This is a genomic window from Streptomyces sp. NPDC030814 (genome assembly GCF_055572155.1).
Map to the genome: position 1 here is coordinate 136,069 of NZ_JBVIDX010000002.1, position 18,071 is coordinate 154,139.

The 18,071-nt window shown below is 72.6% G+C and carries 14 protein-coding genes and 1 pseudogene; 8 read left to right on the forward strand and 7 right to left on the reverse strand.

Translation table 11 applies throughout. From position 1 onward, the window contains the following. Positions 1-9: 9 nt before the first annotated feature. The 4 genes from ACZ43N_RS04070 to ACZ43N_RS04085 all read right to left on the reverse strand — a co-directional run bounded on the left by ACZ43N_RS04070 (position 10) and on the right by ACZ43N_RS04085 (position 5,672). Positions 10-2,436 (reverse strand): SpoIIE family protein phosphatase, encoded by a 2,427-nt coding sequence (locus tag ACZ43N_RS04070; RefSeq protein ID WP_468094789.1) that lies wholly within the window; start codon positions 2,434-2,436, stop codon positions 10-12. Positions 2,437-2,597: 161 nt separating this feature from the next. Then, entirely contained in the window at positions 2,598-3,608 is a 1,011-nt protein-coding gene (locus ACZ43N_RS04075) for a Gfo/Idh/MocA family protein (protein ID WP_468094790.1), read from the reverse strand. Between the two features lie 59 nt (positions 3,609-3,667). After that, positions 3,668-4,429: an SDR family oxidoreductase gene (locus tag ACZ43N_RS04080; RefSeq protein ID WP_468094791.1), complete on the reverse strand. Its 762-nt coding sequence runs from the start codon at positions 4,427-4,429 to the stop codon at positions 3,668-3,670. 76 nt (positions 4,430-4,505) lie between these two features. Beyond that, positions 4,506-5,672, reverse strand: coding sequence for a phytanoyl-CoA dioxygenase family protein (locus ACZ43N_RS04085; protein WP_468094792.1), 1,167 nt, complete (start codon positions 5,670-5,672; stop codon positions 4,506-4,508). A 222-nt stretch (positions 5,673-5,894) separates the two neighbouring features. On the opposite strand from ACZ43N_RS04085, the gene ACZ43N_RS04090 reads away from it, so the two are divergent. Together ACZ43N_RS04090 and ACZ43N_RS04095 are read left to right on the forward strand one after the other, a co-directional pair. Next, entirely contained in the window at positions 5,895-6,923 is a 1,029-nt protein-coding gene (locus ACZ43N_RS04090) for a LacI family DNA-binding transcriptional regulator (protein ID WP_468094793.1), read from the forward strand. Between the two features lie 85 nt (positions 6,924-7,008). Further along, complete coding sequence (locus ACZ43N_RS04095; protein WP_468094794.1) at positions 7,009-7,452, forward strand: hypothetical protein; 444 nt, start codon at positions 7,009-7,011, stop codon at positions 7,450-7,452. On the opposite strand, the gene ACZ43N_RS04100 is transcribed toward ACZ43N_RS04095, so the two are convergent. Next, a complete protein-coding gene (locus ACZ43N_RS04100) occupies positions 7,442-10,300 on the reverse strand; it encodes an ATP-binding protein (protein WP_468094795.1) in 2,859 nt (952 codons plus the stop codon). The genes ACZ43N_RS04095 and ACZ43N_RS04100 overlap by 11 nt on opposite strands. A 226-nt stretch (positions 10,301-10,526) precedes the next feature. On the opposite strand from ACZ43N_RS04100, the pseudogene ACZ43N_RS04105 reads away from it, so the two are divergent. Then, positions 10,527-10,744: pseudogene (locus ACZ43N_RS04105) on the forward strand (IS630 family transposase); the annotation flags it as partial. Between the two features lie 137 nt (positions 10,745-10,881). Here the strand turns inward: ACZ43N_RS04105 and ACZ43N_RS04110 are convergent. Next, entirely contained in the window at positions 10,882-11,949 is a 1,068-nt protein-coding gene (locus tag ACZ43N_RS04110; RefSeq protein ID WP_468094796.1) for a hypothetical protein, read from the reverse strand. A gap of 720 nt (positions 11,950-12,669) precedes the next feature. On the opposite strand from ACZ43N_RS04110, the gene ACZ43N_RS04115 reads away from it, so the two are divergent. Further along, positions 12,670-13,047, forward strand: a complete 378-nt coding sequence (locus tag ACZ43N_RS04115; RefSeq protein WP_468095492.1) for a cupin domain-containing protein — start codon at positions 12,670-12,672, stop codon at positions 13,045-13,047. A gap of 52 nt (positions 13,048-13,099) precedes the next feature. On the opposite strand, the gene ACZ43N_RS04120 is transcribed toward ACZ43N_RS04115, so the two are convergent. Further along, positions 13,100-13,936 carry a CDP-alcohol phosphatidyltransferase family protein gene (locus ACZ43N_RS04120; protein WP_468094797.1) on the reverse strand — a complete coding sequence of 279 codons (837 nt, stop codon included), beginning with the start codon at positions 13,934-13,936 and terminating at the stop codon, positions 13,100-13,102. 108 nt (positions 13,937-14,044) lie between these two features. On the opposite strand from ACZ43N_RS04120, the gene ACZ43N_RS04125 reads away from it, so the two are divergent. From ACZ43N_RS04125 to ACZ43N_RS04140, 4 genes are all read left to right on the forward strand, one after another. Then, on the forward strand, positions 14,045-15,025 hold the full coding sequence (locus tag ACZ43N_RS04125) for a zinc-dependent alcohol dehydrogenase (RefSeq protein WP_468094798.1): 981 nt from the start codon (positions 14,045-14,047) through the stop codon (positions 15,023-15,025). Between the two features lie 166 nt (positions 15,026-15,191). Further along, positions 15,192-15,590 carry a 6-pyruvoyl trahydropterin synthase family protein gene (locus tag ACZ43N_RS04130; RefSeq protein ID WP_055519615.1) on the forward strand — a complete coding sequence of 133 codons (399 nt, stop codon included), beginning with the start codon at positions 15,192-15,194 and terminating at the stop codon, positions 15,588-15,590. Continuing rightward, on the forward strand, positions 15,587-16,828 hold the full coding sequence (locus tag ACZ43N_RS04135; protein WP_468094799.1) for a glycosyltransferase family 4 protein: 1,242 nt from the start codon (positions 15,587-15,589) through the stop codon (positions 16,826-16,828). The genes ACZ43N_RS04130 and ACZ43N_RS04135 overlap by 4 nt, the downstream gene beginning before the upstream one ends. Next, positions 16,825-17,835 (forward strand): class I SAM-dependent methyltransferase, encoded by a 1,011-nt coding sequence (locus ACZ43N_RS04140; protein ID WP_468094800.1) that lies wholly within the window; start codon positions 16,825-16,827, stop codon positions 17,833-17,835. Before ACZ43N_RS04135 ends, ACZ43N_RS04140 begins: the two co-directional genes overlap by 4 nt. The last annotated feature ends 236 nt before the right edge of the window (positions 17,836-18,071 follow it).

Here is an 18,071-nt window from a genome sequence, read left to right on the forward strand (position 1 = left end):
TCGGGCTCATCAAGGCTCCGGACCGGGGAGGGTCTGCGCGCACCAGATCGTCTTGCCGTAGGTGGTGTGCCGGGTGCCCCAACCCTGCGTGAGCTGGGCGACGAGCAACAGGCCCCGGCCGCCCTCGTCGAAGGCGCGGGCCCGGCGCAGATGCGGGGCCGTGTTACTGGCGTCGGAGACCTCGCAGATCAGAGCGGTGTCACGGATCAGTCGCAGCCTGATCGGCGGCTCGCCGTATCTGATGGCGTTGGTCACCAGCTCACTGACGACCAGTTCGGTGACGAACGACGCCTCGCCCATGCCCCAGGCGTCCACCTGGTCGACGGCGAACTGCCTGGCCCGCGGCACCTGCGCCGGATCCGGTTCCACGTCCCAGTCGGCGACGTGGTGGGGGTCCAGCGCGTGGGTGCGCGCGAGCAGCAGGGCGGCGTCGTCGGTGCGGCGATCGGGAAGCATCGTGTCCATCACCGTGTCGCAGAGGGCCTTCAGCGAGGCGGCCGGCTGGTTCAGTACTTCGAGCAGTTCGGCGGTCCCCTGGTCGATGTCGCGCTCGCGGCTCTCCACCAGTCCGTCGGTATAGAGAGCGAGCAGACTGCCTTCGGCAAGCTCCAGCTCGGCCGTCTCGAAAGGCAGCCCGCCGATGCCGAGCGGCGGCCCCGGTGTGGCCGGCACCGGGGGCCTGGTGCCGTCCGGGGAGATGACCAGCGGCAGCGGGTGACCGGCGCTGGCCAACGCCAGGCGCCGGGAGACCGGGTCGTAGACGGCGTACAGGCAGGTGGCCCCGGACTCACCCGCCGGCTGGAAGCGGCTGTCCGGCCGGAGATCGCCGGCGAGGTGGATGACCAGGTCGTCGAGGTGGGTGAGCAGCTCGTCCGGCGGCAGGTCCACGTCAGCGAGGGTGCGGACCGCCGTGCGCAGCCGCCCCATGCTGGCCGAGGCATGCAGGCCGTGACCGACGACATCGCCGACGACCAGGGCGACTCGGGCCCCGGACAGTGGAATGACGTCGAACCAGTCACCGCCCACTTCCGCTTCCGTTCCCGCGGGCAGGTAGCGCGACGCCACATCCACCGCCTCCTGGCTCGGCAGCTGCTGGGGGAGCAGGCTGCTCTGCAGGGTCAGCGCGGTCGTGCGCTCGCGTGAATAGCGGCGGGCGTTGTCGATGGCCACGGCCGCCTTGGCGGTCAGCTCCTCGGCGAGGATCAGGTCGTCGGCGGTGAAGGACTCGGGCCGGTCGCTACGGGAGAACGCGACGACGCCGAGCAGCGCCCCGCGGGTACGGAGCGGCACGGTGATCCGGCAGGTCAGACCTTCTGCGGCGATGGACTCGTCGATCGTCGGGTTGCCCGGCGGCCAGAGGGCCGGGTCGGCGGCGAGCCCGGGCCCGAAGGCCCATTCACCGCCTTCGCCGGGTTCGGCCGCGAGCTGGACCGAGGACCTGCCGGTGGCCATGCAGCGGGCGGCGACGGAACCGGGTGCGTGGCGCACCGGTTTCGGGGGTCCGGGAGGCCGCGTGGTGTCCTCCGCCGCGCTGTGCCGGACGGCACGGCTGAGCGTGAGGGATTCACCGGGCGTGAACGCGGGCGGGGAGGGCGGTTCCTCTCCGCGCAGTACCTCGTCGAAGAGATCCACGGTGACCTGGTCGGCGAAGCCCGGCACCGGAGCTCTGGCCAGCTCCAGGGCGGTGCCGATCACGTCGAGTGTCCGGCCGATTCCGCCGCCGGCCTCGTTGAGGAGGAGCAGGCGCTGCCGGGCCCAGTACTCGGCGCTCATGTCGAATCCCCAGTTGGCGACCGCGCGGACCGTGCCCTCGGCGTCCCGGACGGGCCACATGCTGGTGGCCCAGGCGTTGGCGTAGTCGCTGCCCAGCGGCTGGAAGACGGTGATGAGACGCGCGGGCTCGCCCGTCCGCGCCACCTCGGAGAGCTTGTCGGTGTACGCCTTGTCGTCCAGCTCGGGAAACAGCTCGCGGTACTTCTCACCGAGCACCTGCTCCTCGGAGTGCGCCATCACCCGGCAAGCGGAGGCATTGACCCAAAGAAACCGCAGCTCAGGGTCGTAGACGCCCAGAGCGAAGGGGCACTGCTCGAAGGCCCGGTCTGCGATCACCGGGCGGCGACCCCAGCGCTGGACGGTCACCACGTGGCCCAGTGTCCGCCCGTCGGTGCCGAGCAGTGGGTGAGCCGTCACCACGCAGTCCACCGGAGGGCCGTCGCGGTGGCGCAGGGGGATGGACCGGGTGGTCCGGGGGCCGGTCCCGTGGCTCCCGGGGAAGCCGGGTGGCGGGGGACCGGCCAGCAGATCGGTGACAGGACGGCCGACGGTCTCCTTCGCCGTCCAGCCCAGCAGCAGCCGCCCGGCCTCGCTCCAGCCGCTCACCAGGCCGTCCGGGTCCACGACGACAGCGGCAGTAGGGGCATCCTGCTGGTCGGCCATTTCCACGCACCACGCCTCCGTCCGGACAGCCGGCCCGTCAGGGCTGGTTCCAGCGGCTGCTACCCAGCGTAGATCCGTCCCCGTGTCCCGGCGCTCCGACCGGTGCGGTCGGGAGCGCCGGGACACGGGGACCGTGGGGCCGGGGGCGCGCCCAGTGGTGCTCAGACGGCTTCCTTGCGTACCTCCTCCAGGAGCACCGGACGCCGCTCCGCCACCGACAGCGTGCACGCCTCGGCGATCCAGCTGGCCTCGATGGCGTCGGCGACCGTGCAGGGGGAGGGGCGGGTGCCGGCGACGACCTCGGTGAACGCGGTGAGTTCGGCGCGGTAGGCGGGGGCGAAACGGTCCATGAAGAAGTTGTGCGGCGGGCCGGCCGGGAACGTGACGCCCGGCTCGGCGGAGCGGAGGGGGAGCTGGCCGTCCAGGCCCGCCGCGATGCTGTCCTTCATACCGTGCACTTCGAGACGGACGTCATAACCGCGGGCGTTGTGACGGGTGTTGGAGATGACACCGATGGTGCCGTCGTCGAAGGTGAGGAGCGAGGACGCCGTGTCGACGTCACCGGCCTCCTTGATGTACTCCGCGCCCTTGTTGCCGCCCGTCGCGTACACCTCGACGACCTCGCGGCCCGTCACCCAGCGCACGATGTCGAAGTCGTGCACCGCGCAGTCCCGGAAGATGCCGCCCGACACCGCCACGTACGCCGCCGGCGGCGGGGCCGGGTCCAGGGTCGTCGACCGTACGGTGTGCAGCGCGCCCAGCTCACCGCTGAGGACCGCTTCTCGGGCGGTCACACAGCCCGCGTCGAAGCGGCGGTTGTAGCCGATCTGGACCTCGACGCCGCTGTCCCGCACGGCGCGCAGCACGGTGAGGCTGTCCTCGACCGTCTTCGCCACCGGCTTCTCGCAGAACACCGGGACGCCCGCCTCCACGGCGGCGAGGATCAGCCCGGGGTGCGCGTCCGTCGCCGCCGTGATCACGACTCCGTCGACCCCGGACGCGAACACCGCCTCGGGGGAGTCGGCCACCGTGGCGCCGAACTTCTCCGCCGCCGAGGCCGCGGCCGCGGCCACCGGGTCGGAGACCACCAGCTCCTCCACCACGTCCAGCCCGGCCAGTGTCCCTGCGTGGAAGGCGCCGATGCGGCCCAGCCCCAGGATGCCAATGCGCATGATCGAGTGTCCCTTTCAGATGTGCGGGGGAAAGAAGGATAAGAGCAGGTCAGAGGCTGTCAGTCGGAAGCGCCGATGACGTTCTGGTCCCAGTCGATCACCGAACCGGTGACCACACCACTGCGGTCGGACAGCAGGAAGACGACGAAGTCGGCGATCTCGTCGACCTGGCCGAGCCTGCCCATCGGCAGACGCTCCGCCGCTCGCTGCCGCCAGTCGTCGCCGGCACCGTGGAACTCCCGCTGGATCGCGTCCTCGCCCTCGGTCTCCGTCCAGCCGATGTTGAGGTCGTTGATCCGGATCCGGTCCCAGCGGTGGGCGTGGGCGGCGTTGCGGCTCAGACCCGCCAGACCGGCCTTCGCGGCGGAGTAGGGCGCCAGGAACGGAGGGCCGCCGTGCGCGCAGTTCGAGCCGATGTTGACGATCGTGCCGGGCACCCCGCGGGCCACCAGATGCGCCACCACCGCCTGCATCGCGAAGAAGGGGGCGCGCAGGTTGATCGCGATGTGCGCGTCGAACAGCTCCGGTGAGGTGTCGAGCAGCGAGCCGCGCGAGGTCAGACCGGCCGCGTTCACCAGGCTGTCGACACGGCCGTGGATCGCGATCACCTCGTCCACGCTGCCGCGCACCTGCGCCGGGTCGGCGAGGTCCGCCCGTACGAACGTGGCTCCGGTGTCCGCCGCCAGCTTCTCGCCGACCTCGGCACGGCGGCCCGTGAACGCGACGGTCGCGCCCTCGCGCAGGGCCGCGTGGACGATGCCCGCGCCGACGCCCTGGCTGCCGCCGTTGACGAGGACGACCTTGTCCTCCAGGAGTGCCATCCGGGGGTGCTTCCTTTCGTTCGGCTCCGACGCCTCGGCCGACCGGCGGTGCCGGCTGCCGGCCGCGGCCCTCGGGTCAGGTGCGGCGCCGCTCGGCGCCGGCTCGCAGTTCGTCGCGCAGCCGCGCCGGGCTCCAGCCCTCGGCCACCGCACGCCACAACGTGTCCGCCTGGGACGGCGGGGCGAGTCCGTCGACCGGGGGGTCCCGGTCCAGGTTCGTGGGGAAGGCGTAGCCCTCGGCGGTGGCCGCCACCACGCGGCGCAGCCAGTCCTCCGCGGCGCCCGCGGCCTTCCGGGCGAGCAGGGCGGGGAACACCGCGTTCGCCATGGCCTCGCGGTCCACCGTCTCCATCGCCCGGCCGAAGGCCGAGGAGACCTGGAGCAGGTTCGCCATCCGCCGGATATCCGTCGAACGGTTGTGCCCGGCGGCGTGGAACAGGGCCGGGTTGAAGAAGACCGCGTCGCCCTTCTCCAGCGGGAGCTGCACGTGGTGGGCGTCGAAGTACGCGACGAACCCGGGCAGGCGCCAGGCCAGGTAGCCGGGCTCGTACTTCTGCGAGTGCGGCAGGTACAGGGTCGGGCCGGACTCGACGGGCATGTCGCAGTGGGCCACCGCGCCCTGCAGGGTCAGCACGGGGGAGAGGCGGTGGACGTGCGCCGGATACGCGGCCGCCTGCTCCCGGCCGAGGAAGCCGAGGTGGTAGTCGCGGTGCGCGCTCTGCGCCGCTCCGCCCGGGTTGACCACGTTGATCTGTGACGTCACCTGGTAGCCGGGGCCGAGCCAGGCCTCAAAGACCAGCGCCAGCATGTCGTTGGCGTAGTAGTCGGCGAACGCCTCCGGGGCCCGTACGGCCGTCTTCTCCAGGGCGTTCCACACGCGGTCGTTGGCTCCGGGCTTCGCGAAGTGGTCACCGCGGGCGTCACCGGAGGCCCGTTCCTCCTCGATCAGCGCGGTGAAGACGGCGGTGGCCGCGTCCACGATCCGCGGGTCCGGGAAGGCCCGCCTGAGGACGACGACACCGGGACCGTCGAGCATCGCCCGGACGAGTTCCGCCTGCACCGCGCGCCGGTCCGTCGCCCTGCGCAGCCGCTCGCTGTCGTAGACGGGGACGTTCCGCTCGACGCCGTCCGCGTACGGGTGGTCGCCGGGGTCGGTGGTGCGCCCGACCACGGCACGGAACGTGTCGAGGTCGCAGTCCCTCTCGGACAGCCAGGTCGCCGAGCCCGCGGCGGTGAGGGCCATGCCGGGTCCTTTCACTGGTCTGGTCTGGTCGGTCGTCGACTCTCGGGGCGGTCGGGGCGGGACCTCGACCCGTGAGGCCGATCGACGGGTCCTCGGCTCACGGGACCCGGTCGGCCGGTCTTTCGCCGCGTCTCCGTCTCTGTCAGTCTTGGGCCCGGACCACCCTCATTCAACCCTCAGAAGCACCTCAAAAACCCCTCATTCACAGCCGGGAACGCAGCGATGGGACACCCCTACACGATCCGTGAGATCGCCCGTCAGGCCGGGCTGAGCCTGGCCACGGTCGACCGGGTCCTCAACGGCCGCGGCGGGGTGCGGGAGAGCACCGCCCGCGAGGTCGAGCAGGCGATCAAGGACCTGGACCGGCAGCGGACCCAGGTGCGCATCGGCGGCCGTACGTTCATGGTCGACATCGTGATGCAGTCGCCGGACCGGTTCTCCACCGCCGTCCGGGAGGCGCTGGAGGCCGAGCTGCCGTCCCTGCACCCGGCGGTCGTGCGCTCGCGTTTCCACTTCCGGGAGACCGGTCCCGTCTCGGAGATGGTCCGGACGCTCGACCGGATAGGGCGGCGCGGCTCGCAGGGCGTGATCCTCAAGGCCCCCGACGTCCCCGAGGTCACCGCCGCCATCGAACGGCTGGTAGCGGCCGGCGTCCCCGTCGTCACCCTCGCGACCGACCTGCCGAGCAGCCCGCGCAGCGCGTACGTCGGCATCGACAACCGGGCTGCCGGGGCGACCGCCGCGTATCTGGTCCGGCAGTGGCTCGGCGACCGGCCCGGCGCCGTGCTGGTCACGATCAGCCGGGGCTTCTACCGCAACGAGGAGGAGCGCGAGATGGGGTTCCGGGCCGCGATGCGGGCCGCCGAGCCGGGTCGACGACTCGTCGAGGTCACCGACAGCGACGGCCTCGACGCCACTCAGCGGGACCTGGTCCGTGACGCGCTGGAGCGGGAGCCGGACGTCGCCGCCGTCTACTCGATCGGTGGCGGGAACACCGCGACGCTCGACGCCTTCGCCGCGGCGGGCCGGGAGCCCCACGTCTTCGTCGCGCACGACCTGGACCACGACAACACCCGGCTGCTGCGGGCCGGCCGGCTGTCCGCCGTGCTCCACCACGACCTCCGCCAGGACCTGCGCCGCGCCTGCCAGACCATCATGCGGGCCCACCAGGCCCTCCCGGACGAGGGCCCGTCCCTGCCCTCGGCGATCCAGGTGGTCACGCCGTACAACATGCCGCCGGGGAACGGGTAGAGGGAGAACGCCGAGAGGTCGGTCGGTTCGCCGTCTCATACCTACGGGCAGCCATTGCGTACCGGGGTTACGTAACCTCACCGACGTGTCCGGCACGCACCCCGGCTACAACATGGACATGACGACACTGAGAGCGGACAAGGGCACCCCCGAGAAGATGCCGAGCGCCCTGAAGTGGGCCGTCGGCCTGCTGTGGCTGCAGGGCGTGCTGGCCGTCGCGGGCGGTTTTCTCCTGCTGGGCGTCGTGAACGACGCCGCCGACCACGGCCAGGAGGACACCGGTGTACTGGGTTTCTTCGCGGTCCTCCAGCTGGTGCTGGGTGTGCTCCTCATCGTGGGGGCCGCCCTCGCCCCGAGACGGTTCTCCGCGGTGCGCATGATGGTCATCGTGATCGAGACCCTGAACGTGGCCGGTGGAGTGATCGGCCTGTTCGCGGGAGGCGTCAACTTCCTCCCGGGGATCGTCATCGGCATCGTCATCCTGCGGTCACTCGCCTCGCGGGAGGGCAGGGCCTGGTTCAACCGCTGAACGACGGCCCAGTCGTCCGCCCGGCCATCAGCGCCGCCAGGGCGGCCCGGGAGGAGACCCCCGTCTTCCGGTAGACCCTGGAGATGTGGGTCTCGACCGTGCGGCGGCTCAGGCAGAGCCGGTCGGCGATCGCCGGGCTGGTGAGGCCCTCCGTGACCAGTTCGGCGATCTCCCGTTCACGAGCCGTCAGTTCCGCCAGCCGCCGCTCCGGGCCGTCGGCGTCGGCCACCGCCGGGCGGGTCGCCTCGGCCAGGCCGGTCAGCATCAGGGCGCCACCGCCGGCGGCGAGCTGGTGTCCGCGGTGCCAGGCGGCCTGCCCGCGCCGCGCACCGTCCGGATCCGCCGCCAGCGCGGGGGCGCCGAGGAGCAGGGCGAACGCCTCCCAGAACGCCGCACCGCTGCGGTGGCTCTCCTCGGCCGCCTCCGCGAACAGTTCGGCCGCCGCGCGGGTGTCACCGAGGCTGAGCGGTATGTGGGCCTGGCTGCGCAGGGCCGAGGCCCGCTGTACGGGCAGGTCCAGACGCTCGGCCTCGGCGCGGGCCCGCTGCGCCCAGTCGCCCGCCGCGTCGAGATCGCCCGTGGTGACGGCGGCGGTCACGAGAATCTCCAGGAACAGCGGACGCATGGAGGGCTGGAGCCGCCGCAGGTCCGGGCCGCCCGCGCGCAGCAACGCCTCCCGTGCCCGGGCCGGGTCACCACCGATCAGCGCCGCATAGCCGAGCACGCTCCACGCGATGGAGGCCCACCAACCGACGCCCAGGCCCACCGCGGCCACCGCCTCCTCGGCCGTGGCCAGGGGCCGGGGATCGCCCGGCGGGCAGGCCGCGATCAGCGCGTGCGCCTTCGTCGCGAGCACGAACGCGAGGAGTTCGTCGCTGCCGAGACCCCGGGCGATCTCCTCGGCCTCCTCCGCCAGCTCCACCGCCGACGACAGCCGGCAGGTCTGTACCCGGACATGTGTCCCGCACAGCAGCAGATGGGGCAGGAGCGAGAGCCGGCCGGTGCGGCGTGCCACGGCCAGGCCGCGGTCTGCGTGCCGCTCGGCGTCGGCGAACCGCTCCAGGAACGCCTCGGCCCAGCCCAGCCGGGCCAGCGGTTCGCACAGGTCGGTCAGGTCGTCGTCCGGCAGGGCGTCCACGATGGCCGCCGCCTCGCGGGCGAAACCGCTCGCCGCCGCCGTCTCGCCCTCGTACGCCTCCCCCAGCGCGGCGACGGTCAGCGCAGCCACCACCGCGCTCTCGTCACCCAGGGAACGGGCAACCGCCAGGGTGCGCGCCACTTCGGAGCGCACGGTCGGATACGCCGTGTCGTGCGGGGCCGAGGACCCCAGCTCCAGCCCCAGCGCCACCTGGTCGGCGGGCGACGGCGCCGGGTCGCGGTGCAGTTCACGGCGGAGCAGGGCGACCGCCTCCGCGTACCGCCCCAGGTGTCGCTCCATGACGGCGCACAGCACGACGGCCGAGGCGTGCGACGCCCTCCCGTCACCCGGATCGGGCAGCGCCATCACTTCGTGCAACAGGTCACGGCTGGCGCGCAGTTGGCCGCAGGCGCCCAGCGCGCGGGCCCGCAGCAGCATCAGCTCCCGCCGCCGACCGGCGTGTTCCGGTGTGTGCGGCAACTGCCGGAGCACCACCCCCAGCCAGTGGGCGCAGCTCGCGGGCGCCGTGCGGGCGGCCTGTTCGGCGGCCTCGGTGAGCACGGCCGCGGCGTCCGGGTCCCAGCCGGACAACGAGTGCTCGGCGTGGTGCGCCCGTTCGGCCAGGGGGGCGCCGATACGGGCCAGTTCGGCGGCGGCCCGCCGGTGCGTCTCCGCGCGCAGCCAGGGGTCGGTACCGTCGTGGACGAGGCTCCGCAGCACGGGATGCCGCAGTGTCAGCCGCCCCTGCGGGTCCGTCCGCAGCAGGTCGCGTCGGGTCAGAACGGCCAGGTCGGCGGTCAGCCCGGCCTCCTCGTGGCCGCTCACCGGGCCGAGCAGGGCGGGCGTGGCGTGGTCGCCGAGCGCGGCCACCACCTCGATGAGCCGGCGCTGCGCCGCGGTGAGCGGGGACAACTCGTCGAGCAGGAGGGCACCGAGACCGGTCGCGGACAGCCGGCTGACCGACGCGCCCTCACGGCGGGCCTGGAGCAGGGTCAGCAGGTACAGCGGGTTGCCCTCGCTGGCGGCAACCAGCCGTACGGCCTCGGCCCGCTCCAGGTCGGGGGTGAACCCCTCGACGCACTCCCGCTCGCCGAGCGGCCCGAGGCCCATGCTCCGGACCAGTCCGGTGTCCGCGCCCCGGGCCAAGGTCGCGGCGAGCGGGGGCGGGGTCTGCCGGTCGCGACGGGCCACGACCAGCAGGACACTGGCGCGCACGGGATGGCGGACGAGATGGTCGAGGAGCTCCAGTGACGCGGCGTCCGCCCAGTGCAGGTCGTCGAGCACCACGACCAGGGGGGAGACGCCGGCGTGGGTCAGCAGGGCGGCCGCGGCCCGGTGGAGGCCGAAGCGGTCCCCCAGGTTCGGAGTGCCGCTCAGCAGGGGGGCGGCCTCGACGAGCGAGGGGCAGGACGCGAGCACCTCGCGATCGAGGTCGGCGAGGGCGTCGGTGAACGGCTGGAACGGGATGTGCCGCTCGTACTCCGTCGCCCGCCCCCGCAGCACTGTCGCCCCGCGCCCCGCCGCGCGCAGGCAGAGCTCGTGGACGAGCCGGCTCTTGCCGATGCCCGCCTCACCGCTGACGTCGAGTACCGCGGGCCGCCCTCCAGCGTCGTCGCCCGGCCCCGGCGGCCGTTCCAGCAGGGTCAGCAGCCGGTCGAGGTGCCCGAGTTCCGCCTGCCTGCCGACCAGCGGTGTCCGTTCCGTTCCCATGTGTCTCCATGTCCCCCGCGAGGTCGCCCAGTGCATCTTGTCCCACGTCACTGACAATCCCCCGATGCCCCCTCGGAACCGGGATCGCGCGGCGCCGCCCGCCAGCGGTCCGCCGGTGCCGGGCGGCCGCCGACCCGGTCCCGCGCCGACCGGACGGAGCCGGTGAACTTCCCCGGCCCACGGGCTCATAGGTACTGAGCTTGAACTCGTGATGTCGCGTATGGCTGACTGGCTGGCCATCTACTACCTGCCGCCCTGTGCCCCCACCTCAATCCCGTCGAGGGCATCCGGGCCCTGCTACGGCGCGGATGGCTTTCCAACGTCGCCTTCACCGCCCCGGAGCACCTCATGCAGCGCGTCCGAAGCGGCCTTGGCCACGTCCAGTACCGCAACCACCTCATGGACGGCTGCCCTACCGAGACAGGACTGACGATCAGCCCTTGATCACCGACGGCACATGATCGAGCGTGGGCGAGTGTCAGTCCGGCCAGATGATCACCGCGTCTCCGTCCCGGGCTGCTGCTTGGAAGTACGGCGCCAGGGGGAGGCCCCACGGGAGAGGGTGTGACAGGCCCGGCAGTTCATTGGATCAGGTCGGTGTGTGGATGCTCGGGGGAGGTCGGGCAAACGTAGAGCTGCATGTTGTCCGTGCTGCCCACTTCGACCTTCGTCGGCTGCGCCGGGTCCTGGCCGGCGCGATGACTGGCGGCGTAGGCGGAGGCTTGGTCCTCGTACGGCGCCCAGCCGCGCTTGCCGTAGTCCCATTCGAAGGAGGCAATGGTCAGCAGCGGGACCATCTGCACCTCGCAGACACTGCAGTATCGGGGGTCGGGGTCGGTGCGGCCCCACGGGGGCCAGCCGCCGGCCTTCCAGCCAGGAGCGTTTGCCAGATTGCAGTCATAGAACTCCGCCGGACAGCTCGCGTACGAGCTGTCCACGTCGGCGCCGGCGGCCTGCCATCTGCTCCAGTCTCCCACCATCAGTCGCATCTCCGGGCTGAGATCGAGGCTGTGGGGATACTCGGTGATCGCTTCTGGTGCCAGTCGACAGGGCTCCGGCACGTAGCCGTCCCAGTCCGCCTCGTACGGGTCCGGCGGCAGTGCCAGGACATCGTCGACATCGGCCGCAGATCGCCAGAAGAGTGCAGTCGCGGGCTTCGCATACGGTTCGTGGTCGTAGGGACACCACAGCACTTGGAGCACGTCGGCATTCCCGGGCGGCCGCAGGAGAGGGACATCGCGCACGTACAGCTGGGCGACGGGCAGCATGGGGACCGGACTCTCCGCGGGCCAGGGAGGGCCGGCTTCGAGTCGCTCCATGAACGTGGCGTTGTTGCGGTGCTGGATCGCCGTCTCCTCCGGCGTGGAGTGAGGACCTTGGGGATCACGGTGGAGTCGGGCTCGTCGGCGCCTGTCGAGGCGTATGTCTGCCGGCGACTTGCTCCGTCCGGTGCCGGGGTGCACGGCTTCGCAGTGCGGCCACGGCTCCTCGGCGGGCCACAGCAACGGGCCACCGACAGAGCTGTCCCGTACCGAGGGCGACCCGGCACGTGGATGCAGCCGAATCGCCGCACGCGCCAACGGAGCCAGCTCAGGAAAGACCGCGGTCACCTCAACAGGCCGCGGGGGAGTCGTACGCACGAAAACCATGCCGGTGATCCTGCCACCAGCCACCGACAGTCCCCTGCCACCTCAACCGGCGTCAACGCTCAACTGGCTGTAACGCCCACCCACCCAGCCACGGTGGCGACAAGTCTGCCTAAGGGCTGTCCCGTAATCCCCGGCGGGCGCACGACGCCGGCTACGGCACCTCGCCGCGTTGTCGGAACGCCCGCATACATCCAGTATGCGGACGCCCCTCCGCCTTGCGATGCACCGCATCCGACGCCGTGCGCTGATCCACCGCGGATTACGGGACAGCCCTTAGGCGGCAACCATCGTGCCTCTGCTCACGCTGCCGGGGAACCAGGGCTTGCGCCACCCGACGTCACGAGTTCAAGCTCAGTAATCCGGGTACGGAACACCACGCTCCTCACGGCACCGCACCCGCATGACGACCAAGTGACCGGCGCACCACCGCCGTTGCCGGACTCGGATCGGAACCCAGGCGTTTCACGACTCCGCGGAGGACGGATGCTGATCACCGGTGTGCCGGCGGGGGTCGTCCTCCTGCTCCTGCCGGCGCCCCGGCCGGCGCGGAACGTACTGCGCCCCAAGTCCGAGGCGGCGTGCGAGATGGCGGTAGGCGACCGGAGACTCGTCGCCGTGTGGACGGACGGCCCTGTTGGCGGCCGGCGGCCGGGACGCAGTGGTCCGGGCCCGCCCCGTGCTCGCGGCGCACCGTGGTCCGCCACGACACGGTGTGGACCGATCTCCCTCGGCAGGGAGCCGGCCTCGTTCGACGCCCTGTGGAGCCCCCGCATCGTCACGCGCGTCAACGACTACGACGTCCGCGTCGCCAAGGTCGAGGGCGAGCACGTCTGGCACGTCCACGATGCCACCGAGTTCTTCCTGGTGCTCGACGGAGAGCTGCACATCTCCTTGCGCGAGCCCGCCGGGGAACGCACGGTCCTGCCCCCGCGAGGGTCGGTCCTCACCGTGCCACGAGGCACGGAGCACAAGGCGTACGCCCCGTCCGGCGCCGCGATCCTCATGTTCGAGCCCGCCGGCACACTGACCGTGGGCGACCGCCACGAGGAGATCCCGGACCATGTGGACGCCACGACCGGCCACCCACTCGGCACCTGAGCCGGCATCCGGGCGTGCCCCTGTCGGCCGAGCGTGCGCGCCGTCGCGTCCGTCAGCTCGACACCAGCTCGGGCGCGCGGCGCTTGGCGGGGGCCTCCACCGTCACGGTCACCGTCACCGGCTCCGGGACCCCAACCGGCTCCGGCACGGTCACCGTGGCCGTCGCCGTCTCCCGGCCCTCACGGTTGCGGTACAGCCAGGCGATGTCCCGCCCGAACGACCAGAGCAGCGAGCCCAGCGCGACGGCGACGACGGCGAAGTCCGCCGCGTACGGCAGCAGTCCGGAGGCGGCCACCAGCAGGAACACACCCTGGATCGCGGCGACCGTCTTGCGGGCCATGCTGTGCGGGAGAGAACCGTTCAGCCACGGCATGGCCTTGGCGGCGGCGACGAAGCCGTACCGCATCAGGCCGATCAGCAGCACCCACGGGCCGAGCGACATCGACACGTACACGCTCAGCACGAGGATCAGGAACGCGTCGACCTCCATGTCGAAGCGGGCGCCCAGCGCGGTCGACGTTCCGGTGCGCCGGGCCACCTTGCCGTCGACACCGTCGAGTATCAGGGCCACGGCGGTCAGCGCGACGAACAGGGAGACGGGCGGCGAGCTCTGGAAGGAGTCGGCGACCAGCGCGGTGACGGCGCCGACCAGCACCGCCCGGCCGAGCGTGACCCGGTTCGCGGGGCCGAAGGAGCGGGGCCGGGTGCGCAGCAGCGCGCGGTTGAGGACCGCCCAGGTGGCGAACGCGAACGCCAGCCCGGTCAGCCAGCCCGCAGGACCCAGTCCGATCGCCGTGCCCAGGAAGGCGAGGAGCAGCACCTGGGCGCCGGCGCCCACCGCCGTCTCAGAGAGCACCAGCCGGCCGTCGTAAGTGTTGTTCAGGGCCACCGCAAACCTTCCGAACGTGTGTGGAAGAGTCGATCATCGCCGCGTACCGTTCCGCGACTTCCACCGCTGCGTACGTGGAGAACCGCCCGACCGTTCACGGAGACCCTCATGAAACACACAGCCCGCGCCTTCTGGCTCAGCTCCCCCGGACAGGGCGAGATCCGTGAGGAGCGCCTCGCCGCCCCGGCCGACGGCGAGGTGCTCGTCCGCGCGCTGTACTCCGGTGTCAGCCGTGGCACGGAGACCCTCGTGTTCAGCGGTCACGTACCCGAGAACCAGTACGCGACGATGCGTGCGCCCTTCCAGGAAGGGGAGTTCCCGGCACCGGTGAAGTACGGCTATCTCAGCGTCGGCCGGGTCGAAGAAGGGCCGGACGCACTGGTCGGCCGGAACGTCTTCTGCCTGTATCCGCACCAGAGTCGCTACGTCGTCCCGACGAGCGCCGTCACCGTGGTGCCGGAGTCCGTTCCCGCAGCCCGTGCCGTCCTCGCCGGCACCGTCGAGACCGCCGTCAACGCGCTGTGGGACGCCGCGCCCCTCGTCGGTGACCGGGTCGCCGTCGTCGGGGGCGGCATGGTCGGCTGCTCGGTCGCCGCCCTCCTCGCCAGGTACCCCGGCGTACGGGTCCAACTCGTCGACGCCGACCCCGCCCGCGCCGACACCGCCCGCGCCCTCGGCGTGGACTTCGCGCTGCCCGGCGACGCGCTCGGGGAGTGCGACCTCGTGGTGCACGCCAGCGCCAGCGAACAGGGTCTCGTGACCTCGCTCGGCCTCCTCGCCGCCGAGGGCACCGTCGTCGAGCTGAGCTGGTACGGCGACCGCCGGATCGCCCTGCCGCTCGGCGAGGCCTTCCACTCGCGCCGGCTCACCATCCGCAGCAGCCAGGTCGGCACCGTCTCCCCGGCCGGGCGCCCCGGCCGTACGTACGCCGACCGGTTGGCGCTCGCCCTCGAACTCCTCGCCGACGCGCGCTTCGACGCGCTCGTCACGGGGGAGTGCGCCTTCGAGGAACTCCCGGACGTGCTGCCGAGGCTCGCCGGCGGAGAGCTGCCGGGGCTCTGCCATCGGGTACGGTACGCCGCCGAGTGACCCACTGATCGGTCAGCGCAGCCGCCCCACCCGCCCCTGAACTGCCCCGACGGAACGCTGACCTCCAAGAAACCGCAAAACTCGGCTGAACAACGGGTAGGGAGCAGCCGTACTACACGGCATGCCCCGGCCCGGGGGCAGACGTACCGCACTGGAGGGTCGTCCGTTGTTCAGCATCACCGTCCGCGATCACATCATGATCGCCCACAGCTTCCGCGGGGAGGTCTTCGGACCCGCGCAGCGTCTGCACGGCGCCACCTTCCTCGTGGACGCCACCTTCCGGCGCGCCGAGCTGGACGACGACAACATCGTCGTAGACATCGGGCTGGCCACACAGGAGCTGGGCGCCGTGGTGAGCGAGTTGAACTACCGCAACCTCGACAACGAGCCCGACTTCGCGAACACCAACACCTCGACGGAGTTCCTGGCCAAGGTGATCGCGGACCGGCTCGCCGAGCGGATCCACAAGGGCGCCATGGGCGAGAACGCCAAGGGCATCGCGGGCATCACGGTCACCCTGCACGAATCGCACATCGCCTGGGCGAGTTACGAGCGTGCCCTGTGACCGACACGACCATCGACCGGGCGGACCTCGGCACCGCCCCCCAGGCAAACGGTGCCGCTCAGGCGGACGGGGGAGAGCAAGTGAGGCTCGGCTACGTGCCCGTGCAGAACGCGGCGCTGAAGAACGCCGCGATCGTGCCCATGTCGCTGCGCTCCGTGCACTTCGTGATGCCGGGCGGCGTCGACGACCTGGCCCGCCCCAGCGGCGGCAACGCCTACGACCGCCGGATCTGCCTCGACCTGCCCGGCTTCGGCTGGCAGGTGCACCGGCACGCGCTGCCGGGCAGCTGGCCGCGCCCCGGCGCGGAGGCGCGCGCCGAACTCGCCCGTACGCTGCGGGAACTCCCCGACGGCACGGTCGTCCTCCTGGACGGGCTGGTCGCGTGCGGTGTCCCCGAGATCATCCTCCCCGAGGCCGAACGCCTCTGCCTGGCCGTCCTGGTGCACCTGCCGCTCGGCGACGAGACCGGCCTGGAGCCGGACGTGGCCGCCGAACTCGACGCCAAGGAGCGCACGACCCTGCGGGGCGTGCCGGCCGTGATCGCGACCAGCGACTGGGCGGTCCGGCGACTGGTGTCCCACCACGGCCTCGCCCCCGAGCGGGTCCATGTCGCCGCCCCCGGCGCCGACATCGCCCCCCTCGCCTCCGGCACCGACGGCGTCTCCCGGCTGCTGTGCGTCGCCGCGGTCACCCCGCGCAAGGGGCAGCACCGGCTGGTCGAGGCCCTCGCGACGGTCACCGACCTGCCGTGGAGCTGCGTCCTGGTCGGCGGTATCGACCAGGACCCCGAGTACGTCGACCACATCCGCTCTCTCGTCGCCAAGTTCGGCCTGGAGGACCGGCTGCACCTCGCCGGGCCGCAGGCGGGCGCCGAACTCGACGCGAGCTACGCCGCCGCCGACCTCATGGTCCTCACCTCGTACGCGGAGACCTACGGCATGGCGGTCACCGAGGCGCTCGCCAGAGGAATCCCCGTGCTGGCCACGGACGTCGGCGGTCTCCCGGAGGCCGTCGGCCGCGCTCCCGACGGCGGGGTGCCCGGCATCCTCGTTCCGCCGGAGAACCCCGCGGCCATCGCGTCGGAGCTGCGCGGCTGGTTCGGGGAGGCCGACGTACGGCGTCGGCTGAAGGCCGCGGCGCGCGGGCGCCGCGCCGCGCTCGACGGCTGGGCGACCACGGCCCGCAGCCTGGCCCACGTCCTCGGACGACTGCGCCACGAACCTCGGAGGGCGGCATGACCACTTCAGCCGAAACGGCCACCACGACGACCGCGTCCGCGGGGACCCCGACGGGCGCGGGTGCGGAGGGTTCACTGGGCGGGACGGCTGCCGGGGCGGCCGTGCCCGTTCTCGGCGCCGCCTCCGGCGCGGCGCTCAGCATGGCGGGGCGGGGCGGTGACACCCCGGAGGCCGAGGGGCACCAGTACGCGCCGCAGTGGCTGGAGTTGCGGGAGAGCGCCGATGCCGCCGCCCGCGCGGTGGATCTGCTCGACCCGCTGCGCATACGTCTCGCGAACCTGCCCCGCCGGGCCACCGGGCTGGTCGTCCACGACCTCGGCTGCGGCACCGGCTCGATGGGCCGCTGGCTCGCGCCCCGGCTCGACGGCGCCCAGCAGTGGGTCCTGCACGACCAGGACCCCGCCCTGCTGCGGCTGGCCGTCGAGCGGGCCCCGCGCGCGGCCGCCGACGGCAGCCCCGTGACGGTCACCACCCGCCGCGGCGACATCGGGCGGCTGAGGGCCGAGGACCTGGCCGGCGCCTCGCTGGTCACCGCGTCCGCGCTGCTCGACGTCCTCACCCGCGAGGAGATCGAGACGCTCGCCGGGGCCTGCGCGGGCGCCGGTGTTCCCGCGCTGCTGACCCTCTCCGTCGTCGGCCGTGTCGACCTCGTACCGGCCCACCCCCTGGACCAGGAGATGGCCGAGGCGTTCAACGCCCACCAGCGCGCGAGCGATCTGCTCGGTCCCGACGCGATCACCGTGGCCTGCGAGGCGTTCGCCCAGCGGGGTGCCACGGTCCGGGTCAACCCGAGCCCCTGGCAGCTCGACGACCGGCACATCGCCCTTACCGAGGAGTGGCTGCGCGGCTGGGTCGGCGCGGCGTGCGAACAGCGCCCCGAACTCACCGAGCGAGCCGACGCCTACCTGCGTGACCGCCTGGCGGCCTGCGCGGCGGGCGAGTTGCGCGTCACCCTCCACCACAGCGACCTCCTGGCCCTGCCCCGGCCGACGGGCGGCACCACGTGACGGTACGGGTGGACACGCACACGCAGGCGGGCGAGCGACGGGTCCGCGTACGGCCGAAGGGCGTCCGGGCACGTGTCAGGGCGAGCGCCCCCTCGGCGCGAGCCCGTATGCGCACGAGCGCACCCGTCACGCTCCCGCGTCAGCGCCCGCCGGCCGAGCCGTGCGAGGCCGGGGTGCCGGGCGAGGAGCGGGGAACGGCGGGTTCGCCGGCCGCGCAGCCCCTCGCGCCCAGCCCG

What these genes read in the sequence shown, in the direction of transcription:
- ACZ43N_RS04070 (WP_468094789.1), bottom strand. Translation starts at nt 2,436, where the DNA reads ATGGCCGACCAGCAGGATGCCCCTACTGCCGCTGTCGTCGTGGACCCG.
- ACZ43N_RS04075 (WP_468094790.1), bottom strand. Translation starts at nt 3,608, where the DNA reads ATGCGCATTGGCATCCTGGGGCTGGGCCGCATCGGCGCCTTCCACGCA.
- ACZ43N_RS04080 (WP_468094791.1), bottom strand. Translation starts at nt 4,429, where the DNA reads ATGGCACTCCTGGAGGACAAGGTCGTCCTCGTCAACGGCGGCAGCCAG.
- ACZ43N_RS04085 (WP_468094792.1), bottom strand. Translation starts at nt 5,672, where the DNA reads ATGGCCCTCACCGCCGCGGGCTCGGCGACCTGGCTGTCCGAGAGGGAC.
- ACZ43N_RS04090 (WP_468094793.1), top strand. Translation starts at nt 5,895, where the DNA reads ATGGGACACCCCTACACGATCCGTGAGATCGCCCGTCAGGCCGGGCTG.
- ACZ43N_RS04100 (WP_468094795.1), bottom strand. Translation starts at nt 10,300, where the DNA reads ATGGGAACGGAACGGACACCGCTGGTCGGCAGGCAGGCGGAACTCGGG.
- ACZ43N_RS04110 (WP_468094796.1), bottom strand. Translation starts at nt 11,949, where the DNA reads ATGGTTTTCGTGCGTACGACTCCCCCGCGGCCTGTTGAGGTGACCGCG.
- ACZ43N_RS04125 (WP_468094798.1), top strand. Translation starts at nt 14,045, where the DNA reads ATGAAACACACAGCCCGCGCCTTCTGGCTCAGCTCCCCCGGACAGGGC.
- ACZ43N_RS04140 (WP_468094800.1), top strand. Translation starts at nt 16,825, where the DNA reads ATGACCACTTCAGCCGAAACGGCCACCACGACGACCGCGTCCGCGGGG.